Source organism: Streptomyces sp. NPDC038213 (assembly GCF_055600495.1).
The window spans coordinates 209577-225140 of the sequence record NZ_JBVJYM010000008.1 but is presented as its reverse complement, the minus strand read 5'-3'; the positions used below and the strand labels follow the sequence as shown (position 1 = coordinate 225140).

General features: G+C 75.8%; 10 protein-coding genes. 3 read left to right on the top strand and 7 right to left on the bottom strand.

Annotated elements, in window-relative coordinates; genetic code table 11:
* Positions 1-42: 42 nt before the first annotated feature.
* Both ACZ7JZ_RS15435 and ACZ7JZ_RS15430 read right to left on the bottom strand, forming a co-directional pair.
* Positions 43-783: an ABC transporter ATP-binding protein gene (locus tag ACZ7JZ_RS15435; protein ID WP_470938701.1), complete on the bottom strand. Its 741-nt coding sequence runs from the start codon at positions 781-783 to the stop codon at positions 43-45.
* Between the two features lie 88 nt (positions 784-871).
* On the bottom strand, positions 872-1834 hold the full coding sequence (locus ACZ7JZ_RS15430) for an ABC transporter permease (protein ID WP_470938610.1): 963 nt from the start codon (positions 1832-1834) through the stop codon (positions 872-874).
* 165 nt (positions 1835-1999) lie between these two features.
* Here ACZ7JZ_RS15430 and ACZ7JZ_RS15425 point away from each other — a divergent pair, with 165 nt between their 5' ends.
* Positions 2000-2623 (top strand): TetR/AcrR family transcriptional regulator, encoded by a 624-nt coding sequence (locus ACZ7JZ_RS15425; protein WP_470938607.1) that lies wholly within the window; start codon positions 2000-2002, stop codon positions 2621-2623.
* A 71-nt stretch (positions 2624-2694) separates the two neighbouring features.
* Here ACZ7JZ_RS15425 and ACZ7JZ_RS15420 read toward each other — a convergent pair whose 3' ends face one another.
* The 5 genes from ACZ7JZ_RS15420 to ACZ7JZ_RS15400 all read right to left on the bottom strand — a co-directional run bounded on the left by ACZ7JZ_RS15420 (position 2695) and on the right by ACZ7JZ_RS15400 (position 11838).
* Positions 2695-4974 (bottom strand): bifunctional glycosyltransferase/CDP-glycerol:glycerophosphate glycerophosphotransferase, encoded by a 2280-nt coding sequence (locus ACZ7JZ_RS15420; RefSeq protein WP_470938604.1) that lies wholly within the window; start codon positions 4972-4974, stop codon positions 2695-2697.
* Positions 4975-5068: 94 nt separating this feature from the next.
* On the bottom strand, positions 5069-5977 hold the full coding sequence (locus ACZ7JZ_RS15415; RefSeq protein WP_470938601.1) for a carbohydrate ABC transporter permease: 909 nt from the start codon (positions 5975-5977) through the stop codon (positions 5069-5071).
* A complete protein-coding gene (locus tag ACZ7JZ_RS15410) occupies positions 5974-7278 on the bottom strand; it encodes a carbohydrate ABC transporter permease (protein ID WP_470938598.1) in 1305 nt (434 codons plus the stop codon). Before ACZ7JZ_RS15410 ends, ACZ7JZ_RS15415 begins: the two co-directional genes overlap by 4 nt.
* A 4-nt stretch (positions 7279-7282) precedes the next feature.
* The gene (locus ACZ7JZ_RS15405) at positions 7283-8677 is read right to left on the bottom strand and encodes an ABC transporter substrate-binding protein (RefSeq protein WP_470938595.1); all 1395 of its coding nucleotides are present in this window, start codon (positions 8675-8677) and stop codon (positions 7283-7285) included.
* A gap of 137 nt (positions 8678-8814) precedes the next feature.
* Positions 8815-11838, bottom strand: coding sequence for an FHA domain-containing protein (locus tag ACZ7JZ_RS15400; RefSeq protein WP_470938592.1), 3024 nt, complete (start codon positions 11836-11838; stop codon positions 8815-8817).
* Between the two features lie 368 nt (positions 11839-12206).
* Between ACZ7JZ_RS15400 and ACZ7JZ_RS15395 the strand changes: the two genes are divergently transcribed.
* Positions 12207-14024 carry a serine/threonine-protein kinase gene (locus tag ACZ7JZ_RS15395; RefSeq protein ID WP_470938589.1) on the top strand — a complete coding sequence of 606 codons (1818 nt, stop codon included), beginning with the start codon at positions 12207-12209 and terminating at the stop codon, positions 14022-14024.
* A 246-nt stretch (positions 14025-14270) separates the two neighbouring features.
* Positions 14271-15542 carry a serine/threonine-protein kinase gene (locus ACZ7JZ_RS15390; protein WP_470938586.1) on the top strand — a complete coding sequence of 424 codons (1272 nt, stop codon included), beginning with the start codon at positions 14271-14273 and terminating at the stop codon, positions 15540-15542.
* Positions 15543-15564 lie beyond the last annotated feature (22 nt).

Below are 15564 nucleotides of genomic sequence, written 5' to 3'. Positions count from 1 at the left end.
CCGCGTCCGCACCCCGACGCCCCGCCGTGCGCCGCTGCCGGCTCACGTGCGGCCGAAGGCCTCGTACGCGTCGCAGACCTCCCGGGTCGGGCCGTCCATCCGCAGCACCCCCGACTCCAGCCAGATCACCCGGTCGCAGGTCTCCCGGATTGTGCCCAGCCCGTGGCTGACCAGGAAGACGGTGCCGGCCTCCTTGCGGAGTTCGGCGATCCGCTCCTGGCTGCGGCGCTGGAAGCGCGCGTCCCCGGTGGCCAGGGCCTCGTCGATCATCAGGACGTCGTGCTTCTTCGCCGCGGCGATGGAGAACCGCAGCCGGGCGGCCATGCCGGAGGAGTACGTCCGCATCGGCAGGGAGATGAAATCCCCCTTCTCGTTGATCCCCGAGAACTCCACGATGTCCTCGTACCGCTCCCTGACCTCCTGCTTCGACATGCCCATCGCCAGCCCGCCGAGCAGGACGTTCCGCTCCCCGGTGAGGTCGTTCATCAGGGCCGCGTTGACCCCGAGCAGCGAGGGCTGGCCGTCGGTGTAGATCCGGCCCCCGCGGGTGGGCAGCAGGCCGGCGATGGCCTTGAGCAGGGTGGACTTGCCGGAGCCGTTGCTCCCGATGAGCCCGATGGCCTCCCCGCGGTACGCCGTGAAGCTCACGCCCTTGACCGCGTGCACCTCCCGGGCCGCGGGCGCGGCCCGGCGGGAGAAGATCCGGCTCAGGGCCGAGGTGGCGCTGCCCCGGCCGCCCGCCGCGCCCTGGACCTTGTAGACGACGTGGACCCCGTCGGCGATGACGGTGGGGACGCGCTCCGCGCTGCGGTCCGCGCCGGGGTCCCCGGGGCCCGCGGTGGGATGCGTGTGCCGGTTGGTGTGCGGGTGGTCAGCCACGGCCGTACTCCTCCTCCGCCTTCCAGAAGTAGACGAATCCGCCGAGTCCCGCCAGCAGGGCCCAGCCCGCGGCCAGGAGCCACGCGTGGTGCGGGAGCTGGTGGGCGGGGTAGCTGTCGAGGAGCGCGAAGCGCATGAGGTCGATGTAGAGGGCCGCCGGGTTCCCTTCGAAGGCGAGCATGACCCAGTGCGGCAGGTCGTGGCTCTCCAGGGTCTTGGAGATGTTCCACATCACGCCGGAGAAGTACATCCAGGTCCGCAGCACGAAGGGCATCAGCTGGCTGACGTCCGGGGTCCGGCTGCCGATCCGGGCCATGGCCATCGCGCAGCCCGCGCAGAAGACGGCGAGGAGCAGCAGGGCGGGCAGGGCCAGCAGCCAGGAGGGCCGGGGCCGCTGCCCGAAGGCGACGAGGATCAGGACCAGTGCGCCCATGGTGACCAGGAGCTGCTGGAAGAGCTGGACGACCGTCGACAGCGGCAGCGCCGCGCGCGGGAACTGCAGGGCCCGGACCAGCCCGAGGTTGCCGGAGACGGCCCGGGTGCCGGCGTTGAAGGCGCTGCTGAAGAAGTCCCAGACGAACACGCCGATGACGAGGTACGGGACGAACTGCGGGGTGTGCCGGGTCTGGTTGAGGATCACGCCGAAGATGAAGTAGTAGACCGCCGCGTTCAGCAGCGGGGTCATCAGGTGCCACACCTGCCCCAGCCGTGCGGTGCTGTACGTGGCGCTCATCCGGGCGGTGGCGAAGGTGGTGACGAACTGCCTGCGCCCCCACAGCTCCCGCCCGTACGCGGCCAGGGAGGGCCGGGCCCCGCTGATCCGCAGCCCGTGGGCGGCGGCGAGACGGGCGGCCGCCGCGCCGGTGGGCGCTGCCGGACCGGGGGCGCCGGAGTCGGCTCCGGCGGGGGGCGCGGGTGGCGGCGGGACGGGTGCGGTCGCGGTCGGCACGCTCACGGAGGTCGCTTTCGACGGGGGCACGGGTCGGACGCGCCGGGCTGCGGGCGCACCCCGGCACTGACGACGGGACGGGTCCGTATCGTCGCTACGCCGAGACTAGGCCGGTCGTACGTCGGAACGCAACCGTATCGTCGTAACGCCGGACCCCGGTATGCTCTGCCCATGACCACCCCCTCCGCCCCTCCGCCCGGCCCGCGCCGCGCCCCCGCGGGGGCGGCCGTCCTGCGCGAGGACGTCACCGAGGCCATCCGCACGGCGGTCTTCGAGGAACTGGCCGCCGTCGGCTTCTCGAAGATGTCCATCGAGGCGATCGCCCGGCGCGCCGGGGTGGGCAAGACCGCGGTCTACCGCCGCTGGCGCTCCAAGCTCCACCTGGTGCTCGACCTGGTCTCGGCCTTCGCCGTACAGGGCCTGCCCGCCCCCGCCACCGGCTCCCTCTACGGGGACCTGCGCGCCCTGCTGGAGGTCATGGACCAGCTGCTGCGCCACCCGGTCGCCTCGCAGGTGGTCCCGGACCTGCTGGTGGAGGCGGCCCGCAACCCCGAGATCGCCGAGGCCGTCCGCAGGGTCCTGCTGACCAGTGAGACCGAGATCGCCGGCGAGGTGGTCCGGGCGGCCGTCGAGCGGGGGGAACTGCCCGCGGGCACCGACCCCGAGCGCGCCCTCGACCTCGCCATCGGCCCCCTGTACTGGCGGCTCGTCGTCGTCCGGGGCGAGCTGCCCGCCGGCTACCTCGACGAGCTGGCCCGCTCGGTGGCCGCCGGCCTGGCCGCCCCGCGGGCCTGAGGAGCGGCCCGCGCACAGGAGCGCCCCGGGGCGCCCACCGCACGGGCGCGGGCTCCGGGGCGCGCAGCGGCTCAGTCCAGGCTGAGCCGGTCGAACCCGCGCAGCCCCCGCCGCTGCTGCCCGGGGGCGGTCACCCCCGCCGCCGGGGCGGCCGGGGCCGGGCGGCGCTCCTCCAGCGGCACGAACGCCGGCAGCCCCGACGTCTGCCCGAGGAACACCCGGCGCACCACCCGCTCCGCCGCGTTCCCGTCGTCGACCTGGCAGAACCGGGACCGGAAGGCCGCCCGCAGCTGCGCCGAGCGCGAGCCCTGCCAGTGGCCGGTGGCGAAGATGTCGACCAGCTCGTCCTCGGTCCGGGCGATCGCCCCGGGGGGCGCCGCGCGCAGGTCGAAGTAGGTCCCGCGGGCCGCCTCGTACGCCTCCCAGTCGTCGGCGTGGATCACGATCGGCCGGTCCAGGGCCGCGTAGTCGAACATCAGCGAGGAGTAGTCCGTCACCAGCGCGTCGGAGGCCAGGCAGAGCTCCTCGACCGACGGGTACGCCGAGACGTCGACCAGCCGCGGGTGGGAGTCGCGGCTCAGCGGGCCGGTGCCGTACGTCAGGTGGGAGCGGGCCAGCACCGTGAAGCGGGGGCCGAGGTCGCGCAGCACCCGCTCGAAGTCCAGGTGTTCGGGGCGGCTGCGCCGGTAGTCGCGGTGCGTGGGCGCGTACAGGATCGCGGTGGTGCCCGGGGCGATGCCGAGGCGCTCGCGCAGCTCCAGTACCTCGGTGGCGCCGGCCCGCTGGAAGACGTCGTTGCGCGGGTAGCCGTACTCCAGGGTCGTGTACGAGGAGGGCAGGGCCTTCTCCCACACGAGGGTGGAGTGCCGGTTGGCGGAGAGCAGGTAGTCCCACTGGTCGGCGCCGCGCAGCAGGGCGCCGAAATCGGCGGTCGGGGTGGCGGCGGGCCGGTCCAGCAGGTCGAGGCCCACCCGCTTGAGCGGGGTGCCGTGCTGGGTCTGCACCAGCACCTGGCCGGGCCGCTTGTGCAGCGCCCGGTCGAAGTTGACGTTCGAGACCAGGTACGTGGCGCGGGCGAGGGCGGACCAGTACGCGCGCGACCCGGGGCGCAGCCGGGCCGTCTCCGCGGGGACGGTCGCCGCGTGCGCGGGGTCGCAGATCCAGGCGGTGCGCACCCCGGGGGCCAGTTCGCGGACCTTGGCTTCGATCGCGGCCGGGTTGCAGGCGTAGCCGCCGTGCCAGTACGCGCTGAAGACCGCGAGGTCGGAGCGGAGCGGCAGCAGGCGCTGGAGCCGGTAGTGCAGGAGCAGCAGCCCGGTCTTGAGGGCCCTGCCGGTGCTCCGCAGCCCGCGGACGGCGGCCAGGGCGGCTGCGCGGGCTCCGCCCAGCGCCCGGTAGGTGCGGTGGGTGCCCAGCCGCATCAGGGCGTGCCGGATCCGGGCCGTGGCGGGGGTGCGGGGGGCGGGGGAGCCGCCGCGGGCGCGGTAGCGGCGCAGCTGGGCGCGGGCCCGGCGGAAGTACTCGGCGCGGGCGGCGCGCGGCAGCCGGCCGGGCGCGGCGAGGATCCGGCCGTGGTGGTCGGCCATCCGCCGGTACAGCAGCGGGCGCCAGCGGTCGAGGCCGGGCCGCCCGTCGAGGAACGCGAACAGCCGGTCGTACTGGGCGAAGGCGTCGAGCCGGCTGCGGGAGGTTGCCGCGGGGGCGGTGGCCGCGCGGCGCTGGCGGTAGTGGACGCAGATCCGGTCGAGGACCGCGATCGACTCGGCGGTCAGCAGGACCGGCGCGGTCCACGGGGTGTCCTCGTAGGCCCCGGGCGGGAAGGTGAAGCCCTCGCGCTCGACGAACTCGCGGCGGCAGGCCTTGTTCCAGGACACCATCAGCAGCCCCAGCAGGGCGGGCCGGTCCTCGATGCGGAAGCTCGCCGGTCCGTCCTCGTGGAGGCGGTGCGCGAGCCGGTTGCGGACGAACTCGCCCGTCCAGTAAGCCCGTGCGTAGTCGTAGACCAGGACGTCGGGGCCGCCCGCGGCCTTCAGCCGGTCGTCCATGGCCCGCAGGGCGCCGGGGGCCAGGACGTCGTCGCCGTCGAGGAAGACCAGGTAGTCGCCGGCCGCCCGGGCCATGCCCGCGTTGCGGGCGGGGCCCAGGCCGGAGTTGTGCGGCAGGTGGACCGCGGTGACCCGGGGGTCGCGGGCCGCGTACTCGTCGATGATCGAACCGCAGGCGTCGGGGGAGCAGTCGTCTACGGCGATCAGTTCGAAGTCCGCGTACGACTGGGACAGGACCGAGTCCAGACTCTCCTGCAGGTACGCCTGGACCTTGTACGCGGGCACGATCACGCTGAACCGGGGCACGTCACATCCAGGGGTCGGGCGCGGGCATATTGCCCAGGAACCCCCTCGGACCTCCTTCGGTTACGCAGCGTGCCGCCATCCGGGTTACGGAGCGTCATTTCACCGCCCCGGCCATCACCCCCGTGGCGAACTGCCGCTGGAAGGCGAAGAACACGACGAGTGGGACGAGCATCGACAGGAAGGCGCCGGGGGCGAGGACGTCGATGTTGTTCCCGAACTGTCTTACCTGCTGCTGGAGGGCGACCGTGACCGGCGGGGACGAGGAGTCCGCGAAGACCAGGGCCACCAGCATGTCGTTCCACACCCACAGGAACTGGAAGATCCCGAGCGAGGCCAGGGCCGGGGCGCCCAGCGGCAGCACCACCCGTGCGAACAGCCGCAGTTCGCCCGCTCCGTCCAGCCGCGCCGCCTCCAGCAGCTCCCGCGGGATCTCCGCGAAGAAGTTCCGCAGCAGGAAGACCGCGAAGGGCAGCCCGAAGGCGGTGTGGAAGAGCACCACCCCGGCCGTGGTCTCGAACAGCCCGAGCGTGCCGAAGAGTTCGGACACCGGGATCAGCGCCACCTGCACCGGCACCACCAACAGGGCCACCACGGCCAGGAAGAGCCAGTCCCGGCCGGGGAACTCCAGCCAGGCGAAGGCGTATCCGGCGAAGGCCCCGAGGACCAGGACCAGCAGGGTGGCCGGGACCGTGATCAGCACGGTGCTCAGCAGCGAGCCGGTGATCGCGTCGTTCGCCAGCAGGTCCGCGTAGTTCCCAGCGGTCAGCCGGGAGGGGGCGGTCAGCACCTGCCACCAGCCGCCCGAGTTGAGGTCGGCGGGGGACAGGAAGGAGGACAGCAGCAGGCCGGTGGTCGGCAGCAGCCAGAACAGCGCGCACAGCAGCAGGAAGAGCCGCAGCGCCCCGCCGGCGGCGCGCGCGGCGATCCGGGCGGCGGTCCGGCCTCCGGTACGGGCTCCCGTACGGCGGGCCCGGCCCGGGGCGCGGTCGCGGCCGGCCGTCACCGGGACCCCTCCTTCCGCATCCGGCGGATGTTGTAGACCATCACCGGCAGCACCAGCAGCAGCAGGAGTACCGCGATGGCCGAGCCGACCCCCTGGTCGGCGTCCGTGCCGAAGGAGGTCCGGTACAGCTGCAGCGCGAGCACGTTCGCGTCGTCCTGCACCGAGCCCGGCGCGATGACGTACACCAGGTCGAAGATCTTCATCACGTTGATCACGAGTGTGACCAGCACCACCGCCAGCACCGGGGCCAGCACCGGCACCGTGATCCGCCGGAACACCTGCCACTCGTTCGCCCCGTCCACCCGCGCCGCCTCCAGCAGCTCCCGCGGTACGGCCGCCAGCCCCGCCCCGATCAGCACCATCGCGAACCCCGCCCACATCCACACGTACGCACCGATCACGGCCGGGGTCACCAGCGCCGGACCCAGCCACTCCACCCCCGCGTACGGGGCCGCGAAATTCGACGCGGGCAGCCGCAGCAGGGCCCCGTCGGCCGCCGCCGGCAGGCTGAAGGAGCCGTCCTGGCCCGCCCGGACCGAGGCCACCACCCGGCCCTCCCGCACCGCCTCGACCCGCATCCCCGCGTACCCCGGCTCCCGCGGGTCCACGGTGTTCGGGCGGCCGCCGCCGCCCCGCGCGAAGTCCTGCCAGGCCGTCCCGGTCACCCGGTCCGGGCGGGCGGCCGCCGCGGCCGCCGGGCGGGTCCCGTCAGGCAGCGCGTCCGGCGCCACCCCGACCAGCGGCAGCAGCGCCGGCACCCCCGCCCGTACCGGCTCCCGCGTCACGTACCCGCCCGCCCCGTCCGCGACCAGCGGCGCGTCCCGGCCCGGGCGGGCCCGGGGGAAGGCCGAGGCCGGGGCGAAGGTGTCGTGCACCCCCACCCAGACGGCATTGGCCACCCCGCGGTCCGGATCCTGCTCGTACACCAGCCGGAAGACGATCCCCGCGGCCAGCATCGAGACCGCCATCGGCATGAAGACCACCAGCTTGAACGCCGTACCCCAGCGGATCCGCTCGGTCAGCACCGCGAAGAGCAGCCCGAGCACGGTGGCCGTGACCGGGGCCGCCACCACCCACACGGCGGTGTTCTGCAGCGCGGTGCGGATCGCGCCGTCCGTGAACAGCCGGGCGTAGTTGTCCAGTCCGGCGAAGGAGTCCCCGGAGCGGTCGTACAGGCTGCGGTGCACCGAATAGCCGATGGGGTGCACGACCAGGGCGCCGAGCAGCACCAGCGAGGGCAGCAGGAAGGCCGCCGCTACGGCCTGCCGGCGCCCGCGCCCGCGTACGGGACGGGAGCCCACCGGCTCAGCGCCCGTACGCCTTGGCCGCCTCGGCCTCCAGCCTGCGCTGGGTGCCCGCGATGTCCTTCGGATCCTTCAGGAAGTCCTGGAGCGCCTTCCACTCGCCCGCGCCCGGGGTGCCGCCGAAGGCCGCCGGGGCCTGGTCCGACATGTCGAAGCGGAAGTCGTCGCCCGCCGCGACCAGCGCCTCCGCGATCCGCCGCTGGATGGAGTTCGGGTAGACCGCCGGGTCCAGGAGCCGGTTCGGGGACAGGAAGCCGCCCTCCTTCGCCCAGACCGCCGCCGCGTCCGGCGAGGCCAGGAAGGTCAGCAGCGCCTGGGCGCCCTTCGAGGGCCTGAGGGCCACCGCCACGTCACCGCCCGAGACCACCGGGGGCTTCGCCCCGACCGCCGGGAACGGGAACACCTTGGCGTCCTTGCCGATCTCCGCCTCGGTCTGCGCGATGTTCACCGCGACGAAGTCCCCCTCGAAGACCATCGCCGCGGCCGGCCGGTCCCCGCCGGTGAAGGTCTGCGTCACCGACTTCGGGAACTCCGTGGCCAGCGCCCCGCTGCGGCCGCCCGCCAGGAAGTCCTCGCGGCCCCACAGCTGCGCCAGGGTCTCCAGCGCCGCCGCCACGCTCGGATCCGTCCACTTGATCTCGTGCTTCGCCAGCTTGTCGTACTTCTCGGGGCCCGCCTGCGACAGGTAGACGTTCTCGAACCAGTCCGTGAGGGTCCAGCCGTCCGCGCCGCCCACCGACACCGGGGCCGTACCCGAGGCCGACACCGTGTCCGCCGTGGCCAGGAACTCCTTCCACGTGGCCGGGACCTTCGCGCCCGCGTTCTCGAACGCGGCGGAGTTGTACCAGACCAGGGACTTGTTGGCGGCCTTGAAGTACACGCCGTACGCCGTCCCGCCGACCGAGCCCAGCTCCCGCCAGCCCGCCGAGTACCCCGCCGCCAGCTGCGCCTTCGCCTCCGGGCCCAGCGGCTGCACCCACTTCTTCCCCACGGCCTGCACCAGGGCGCCGACCTGGGGGAGCAGGGCCACGTCCGGGGGCTCGCCGCCGGCGATCTTCGTACCGAGGAAGTTCACGATCGGGTCCTGGGCCGGGACGAAGGACACCGAGGCGCCCGTGCGCTCCTCGAACTCCTCCAGGACCCTGGTGAAGTTCTCCTGCTCCGGGCCGGTCCACACCGCGGCCACCGAGACCTTCTCCCCGGCCAGCCGGGGCAGGGCCACGCCCGGGGCCGACTTCGAGGGGCCGGGCGCGGGCTGCTGCGCCCCGTCCCCGCCGTCGCCCCCGCAGGCGTTCAGCGCGAGTACGCCGACCAGGGCGGGCGCAGCCCAGATCCGGGCCCTGGCTCCCCGTGCGTACGCCCGCCGACCGCCTGCGCGCTGCCTGTTCGTACCCATGACTGCCCCCGCATCTGTGGCCGAGTCCGGTCCCTCAGGGATACGCCGACCGTCCGGCGGCCGCAATACCGCCTGCGGGACCGGGACTTGGGGGCGGGCCCTGGACCGGTCGGCACGAGGGGCGGGCCGGGGGCGGGTCAGGGGGCGGGCGGGAAGAGCACCGGCACGGCCGAGACCAGGTGCGATGCCCGGTCCAGGGCGCTCGCCAGCAGCGCCAGGTCCGTCGGCCCGTTGCCCAGCTCCCGGACCGGGCGGCGGGCCGGCGGATCGCCGACCCGCTCCCACTCCAGCGGGACGACCGTCGGCCGCTGCGTCGCCGTGCGCGGGATCCGGCCGGTCACCCGGCCGCCCTGGAAGGGCACCGAGCGCCCGTCCGTCCGGTGCAGCACCCCCCGGCCGGCCGGCGGGCGGTCCCGGCCGTCCGGGGCCGGACCCGGTTCCGGGCCCTCGCCGGCCGTCAGCTCCACCCGCAGGCAGGCCACCCGGCCCAGCTCGGTGTCGGCCGTGCGCTCCGGGCGGGCCGTCGTCGCGACCAGGTGCACGCCGAGGCGGCCGCCGTCGCGGGCCACGGCCTCCAGCGCCCGGACCACCGAACCGGCCGCGGGCCGCCCCGGACTGCCCAGGGCCGGCGCCACCAGCGCGTCGAAATCGTCGACCAGGACCACCAGCCGCGGCAGCGGGGTGGGCCCGGACAGCTCGGCCTTCGCCGTGCCCGACCGCAGCCGCAGCGTGCCCGAGCGCTGCGGCTCCAGGTCCCCGCGCAGCTCCGCCGCGCTCGGCTGGCGCGGCGAGACCAGCCGGCCGGCCAGCTCGCGCTGCGCGTGCCAGTCCGCGAAGGCGGCCCCGTCGAGGAGCTCCGCGCGGCGCTTGAGCTCGGCGCCCAGCGCCTGCGCGAACTCCCGCATCCGCAGCGGGTCGCTGGCGACCAGGTGGGCCGACACGTGCGGCAGCTCGGTGCAGGGCAGCAGGCCCTCCCCGCGCTCCCCGCCCGCCCCGTCGAGCAGGAGCAGGCCGAGCCGGTCCGGGCGCGCGGCCGAGCTCAGGGAGGCGGCGACCGAGCGCAGCAGCTCCGTGCGGCCGCTGCCCGCGGGGCCCTCGATCAGCAGGTGCGGGCCCTCGGCGACCAGCTCCAGGCCCACCGGGCCGCGCAGTCCGCTGCCGAGCACCACCTCGGCCAGCCCGCCCACGGCCTGCCCCTGGTCCGTCGCCGCGGCCCAGCGGGCCATCAGGGAGGCCGGGGTGGCCCGGGCCAGCCCCAGCTCGTCGAGGAGCCGGGCCGTGGCCGGGAGGGCCGCGGCGGAGCCCTGCCGGGGCGCGGAGCCCGCGGCCTCGGAGCGCAGCGGGGCCAGCGCGCGGGCGAACCGCTCGGCCCAGGCGGCCGACACGGCGTCCGCCACGACCGTCGTCCCGTGCCCCGCGGGGCGGCCGCCGGAGACCGGGAGCACCCGCAGGGAGGTGGCCACGTCCCCGCTGAGCAGGGCGGCCGTACCGCAGTCGCGGAAGGCGGGGGAAGCCGCGCAGGCCGCCTCGAAGGTGTCGGAGACCGGGGAGGCCGGGGAGGCGGCCGGGGCCTCCGCCAGGCACAGCACGTGCACCCCGGCGGCCGGGCCGTGCCCCGCCAGCCGGGCCGCGGCCTCGCGCAGCGGACCCGGACCGGGGTCCCCGTCGAGGACGAGCACGGTGCGCGGGCCGCGGTACGCGGCGGCCGCCTCGGCCACCGCCCGGCGGTCCGCGGCGGCCCAGCCGGGCCCGAGCGGGCTGTCGTCCAGCCGCCGGGTCAGCTCGGCGGTGCGGGCGGCGGCCTGCTCCTTGTCGAAGGCGAGCAGCAGCCGGCAGTCCTGGCCGTGCGCGGGGCGCGTGTGCGGGAGCCAGCCCAGCCAGGACCACTCCGCCCGCCGCTCGGCCGCGGGCCGGGCCCGGTCCGTGCTGACGAGTACGAGCTCCAGGTCCTGCGGCGCGTGCAGGGCGGCGAGCTGGGCGACGACGGAGCGGGCGAGTCCGGCGAGCCGGGGGCGCGGGCCGGCCAGGCCGAGCGCGCCGCACGCGCGCAGCGGCACCGCGCTGCCGTTCCCCAGCCGCACCAGCAGGGCGTCCGGGTGCTCCGGGCCGCGCTCCCACAGCAGCGGGCCGGGGCCGAGGGCGGCCAGCAGCAGGGCGGCCGGATCGGGCCGCCCGTCGGGAACGGCCCCGGCGGGACCGGGCTCCGGCTCGGGTCCGGCGGCCCGCGCGGGATCTGCCGGGGAGCCGCCGTACGTCTCGTCGCGGCCGAAGCGACGGCGGGCCCAGGCACCGAGCCCGCGCCGCCCGGGTGCCGGGGCGCCGGCCGGGTCCGCGGCGAGGGGGGCCGGGGGAGCGGCGGGGGCGGGCGGGAGGACCGTACCCGCCGCGCGGGGCGGTCCGGCGGGGGCTGCGGCTCCGGGCGCTGCTGCTGCCGGCACTGCCGGGGCCGCGGGCGCATGGGCCGTACCGGTCCGCGGTACGGGGATGGAGGCGGACGCCGGTGCCGGAGCGGCGCCTGGTTTGGCCAGTCTGAGGTGCCCCTCCAGGTCCGGGGTGAGCGCGAGGGCCGGGGCCGGGGACCCGGCCGGGACCAGGCACAGCGCGGACTCGCCGACCGTCAGGACCGCACCGGGGCGCAGCGGCACCGGGGTCCGCCCGACCGGGCGGCCGTCCAGGGCGGTGCCGTTCGTCGAGTCCATGTCGGCCACCGAGACCCGGCCGTCCTCGGCCAGGGTGACCACGCAGTGCAGCCGGGAGACGTCCGGATCGTCCAGCGGGACGTCCGCATCGGCCGAGCGGCCGATGCGCACCGCGCCCCCGTGCAGCAGGTGCACCCCGCCCGCGTCCGGGCCCGCGACCACGTGCAGCCGGGCGGCGGGGCCGGCGGCGGGGGACTCCCCGGCCACCGGCAGGTGCAGGGACAGGACGGCGCCGTCGATCAGCGGGGGCTCGCCCAGCGTGTGGCGCTGGGGGTCGAGCCGCTCGCGGCCCGCGTACAGCAGGACCGTCCCGCCCGTGTCCGGACCGCCGACGGTCGAGGCCAGGCCGGAGGCCACCGCGGCGAGCGGGGTGCCGGCCGGCGCGGTGACGAGCACGTCGCTGCGCGCGCTCCCGCTCGGGTGGCCGCTGCGCGGCCCGAGGACGGTCAGCCGGATCTGCATCGCCGTCAGCGGTCCCTTCTGCGCGGTGCGCCCGGCAGGGGAACCGCGGCAGCACGCCCGCGGACCGCCCCCACCCGGCGCGGACGCGTCGTCCGGTCAGGTCTGCCGGACGCGGGGCTCCCGCCCCCGTGGATCCGGCTGGGTGCATCCTCGCACTTGCCACCGACAACACGCCCGCCAGCCACCCAAAAGTGATCTTGATCGGTCACCCAAGGGTGCACATCCGGACATAAACCGACCCGGGGAATCCCCCGCGGCTTCACCCGCCGCACGCATGTGCGGCAACCAACCGTCCCGCTCCCGCGTCTTCCGGGGGGCCACCCCCTACAGTGGTCGGACAAGAATTTACGGACCAGGGAGCGCATGTCGTGCGGCCAGTCGGCAGCAAGTACCTCCTCGAGGAGCCGCTCGGCCGCGGCGCCACGGGCACCGTCTGGCGTGCGCGCCAGCGCGAGACGGCCGGCGCCGAGGCGGCCGTTCCGGGGCAGCCGGGCGAGACCCTCGCCATCAAGGTGCTCAAGGAAGAGCTCGCGAACGACCCCGACATCGTGATGCGCTTCCTGCGGGAGCGCTCCGTCCTGCTGCGCCTGACCCACCCGAACATCGTGCGCACCCGGGACCTCGTGGTCGAGGGCGACCTGCTCGCCCTGGTCATGGACCTGGTCGACGGCCCCGACCTCTACAAGTACATCCGCGAGAACGGGCCCTTCACCCCGGTCGCGGCCAGCCTGCTGACCGCCCAGATCGCGGACGCGCTCGCCGCCAGCCACGCGGACGGGGTGGTCCACCGCGACCTCAAGCCCGCCAACGTGCTCCTGGACGAGAGCGGCGGCAGCATGAAGCCGATGCTCACGGACTTCGGCATCGCGCGCCTCGCCGACTCCCCGGGCCTGACCCGCACCCACGAGTTCGTCGGCACCCCCGCCTACGTGGCCCCCGAGTCCGCCGAGGGCCGCCCGCAGACCTCGGCCGTGGACATCTACGGCGCCGGCATCCTGCTGTACGAGCTGGTCACGGGCCGCCCGCCGTTCGCGGGGGGCACCGCGCTGGAGGTGCTCCACCGCCACCTCAGCGAGGACCCGCAGCGCCCGCCGACCATGCCGGAGCCGCTCTGGACGGTCATCGAGCGCTGCCTGCGCAAGGAGCCCTCCGAGCGCCCGAGCGCCCTCAGCCTGGCCCGCGGGCTGCGCGTGGTCGCCGCCGGCATCGGCGTGCACTCCTCCCCGACCGAGGTCGAGGCCGCCCTCGGCGTCGGCGCCCTGCTGGCCCCGGACCCCTCCCCGGCCCCGGTCCCCGAGACCCCCGGCGCCGCCGCCCCGACCCAGGTCCTGGCCGCGGGCCCGGCCCAGGGCCCGGCTGGGTACGACCCGAACGCCATGACCAGCGTGCTGCCGCCGGTGGGGGCGAACGACGCCACGTCCGTCCTGCCGCCCGTCGGCGCGAACGACGCCACCTCGGTCCTGCCGAGCTCCGGCGGCCCCGCCGATGCCACCTCGGTCATGCCGCCCGTGCAGCAGCCGGACGCCCCGCACCCGTGGCAGTCCCAGCTCCAGGGCGTGCGCGACCGCAACGAGCAGACGCAGATGCACTACCTCGACCCGAGCGAGGACCCGCTGCGCCGCCGCCCCCAGCGCCGGCCGCAGCAGCCCCAGCAGCCCCCGCACCCGCCGCAGGGCCGGCCCCCGCAGCAGCCCCCGCAGCGCCAGGCGCCGCCCCCGCCGCAGCAGCAGCCGTACCGGCAGGCCCCGCACCAGCAGCCGCAGGGCGGCTACGCGTACCCGCCGCAGCAGTACCAGCAGCCGCAGCACCAGCCCCACCACCAGCCGCAGCCGTACATGGCGCCCCCGCCGCCGCAGCAGTACCGGCAGCCCCAGCAGCAGCACCAGCCGCAGCCCTACGCGGCCCCGCCGCAGCACCAGCAGCCGCAGCAGCCCCAGAGGCCGCAGCCCCCCGCCCCGCGGGAGCCGCGCGAGCCGCGCCGCCGCAGCGCCAACCCGATGCGGATCCCCGGCCTGGGCTGCCTCAAGGGCTGCCTGTTCATGGTCATGCTGTTCTTCGTGGGCGGCTGGCTCATCTGGGAGCTGACCCCGCTCCAGGAGTGGATCGGCACCACCAAGGGCTGGTGGGACCAGCTCGGCACCTGGATCTCCGACATCAGCGACAGCGTGTCCGGGACCAAGCTCTAGGACTGTCCCTTCCGGATCCCGGCGGGTCCGGCGGGCGCCCGCAGACGCCCCCGGGGGTTCTCCCCGGGGGCGTCTGCGTCGCCCCGCAGGCGGCCGATAGCGCCGACTTCATGGATTTGTCGACTTCTGGGGCATGTTTTCGCCCGCAGAAGTGAAGGTCGCCGCGAACTCGGCCCCCTAATGGCGCCCAAGCCCCTCCCGGCCGCGTAGTTTGGGTGCCGTAGGCCAGCGGTTGAGGGAGCAGTCGTGGCACGGAAGATCGGCAGCCGGTACACCGCTCACCAGATCCTGGGGCGCGGCAGCGCAGGCACGGTGTGGCTGGGGGACGGGCCGGACGGCCCCGTCGCCATCAAGCTGCTGCGGGAGGACCTCGCGTCCGACCAGGAGCTGGTGGGACGGTTCGTCCAGGAGCGCAGTGCCCTGCTCGGCCTGGAACACCCCAGCGTGGTCGGGGTCCGCGACCTCGTCGTGGACGGCAACGACCTCGCCCTCGTCATGGACCTCGTCCGCGGCACCGACCTGCGCACCCGGCTCGACCGCGAGCGCCGCCTCGCCCCCGAGGCCGCCGTGGCGATCACCGCCGACGTGGCCGAGGCCCTGGCCGCCGCGCACGCGGCCGGAGTGGTCCACCGCGATGTCAAACCCGAGAACGTGCTCCTGGACATGCAGGGCCCGATCGGCCCCGGCGGCGCCCACCCCGCGCTCCTCACCGACTTCGGCGTCGCCAAGCTCATCGACTCGCCGCGCCGCACCGGGGCGCACGCCTCCGGCACCCGCACCCGCATCATCGGCACCCCCGACTACCTCGCGCCCGAGATCGTCGAGGGCCTGCCCCCGCGCGCGGCCGTGGACATCTACGCCCTCGCCACCGTCCTGTACGAGCTGCTGGCCGGGTTCACCCCCTTCGGCGGGGGCCACCCGGGCGCGGTCCTGCGCCGGCACGTGACCGAGACCGTGGTCCCGCTCCCCGGCATTCCGGACGAGCTGTGGCAGCTGATCGTGCAGTGCCTGGCCAAGGCCCCGGCCTCGCGGCTGCGCGCCTCCGAGCTGTCCGCCCGGCTGCGCGAGCTGCTCCCGCTGCTCGCGGGCATGCCGCCGCTGGATGTGGACGAGCCCGACGACCTGGAGGACGGGGGCGCCGCGGCCGCGGAGGCCCCGTCCGAGGCCGCGGCCCCCGACGAGCCGGTGCGCCGGCGCGGGGCGGTCCCGCTGGTGCCCGGCGGCGCCCTGGACTCCAACCGCGACACCCACACCTCGATGCGGGTCCCCGGGCCCGAGGAGCTGGCCGGCGGGGCCCTCGGCACCGCCCGCGTGCCCCGGTCCGCCGGGGCGCCGCGGCCCGGGTCCGCCCGGCACCGCGCGGAGGCGGTGCGCAAGCGGCGCCTGGTGCTGGGTACGGCCGCGGCCGCCCTGGCGGGGGCCGTCGGCCTCGGCCTGTGGGCGGCCGGGGGCTCCGGCGGCTCCGAGGAGGCGCCCCCGCAGGACAGCAAGCAGTCCGTACCCGACACCACCCCGTAGGCCCGGCACCGCCCCGCAGCCC

Excerpts from the sequence above, each read along its gene's own strand:
- ACZ7JZ_RS15425 (WP_470938607.1), top strand. The coding sequence starts at position 2,000 with ATGACCACCCCCTCCGCCCCTCCGCCCGGCCCGCGCCGCGCCCCCGCG.
- ACZ7JZ_RS15405 (WP_470938595.1), bottom strand. The coding sequence starts at position 8,677 with ATGGGTACGAACAGGCAGCGCGCAGGCGGTCGGCGGGCGTACGCACGG.
- ACZ7JZ_RS15400 (WP_470938592.1), bottom strand. The coding sequence starts at position 11,838 with ATGCAGATCCGGCTGACCGTCCTCGGGCCGCGCAGCGGCCACCCGAGC.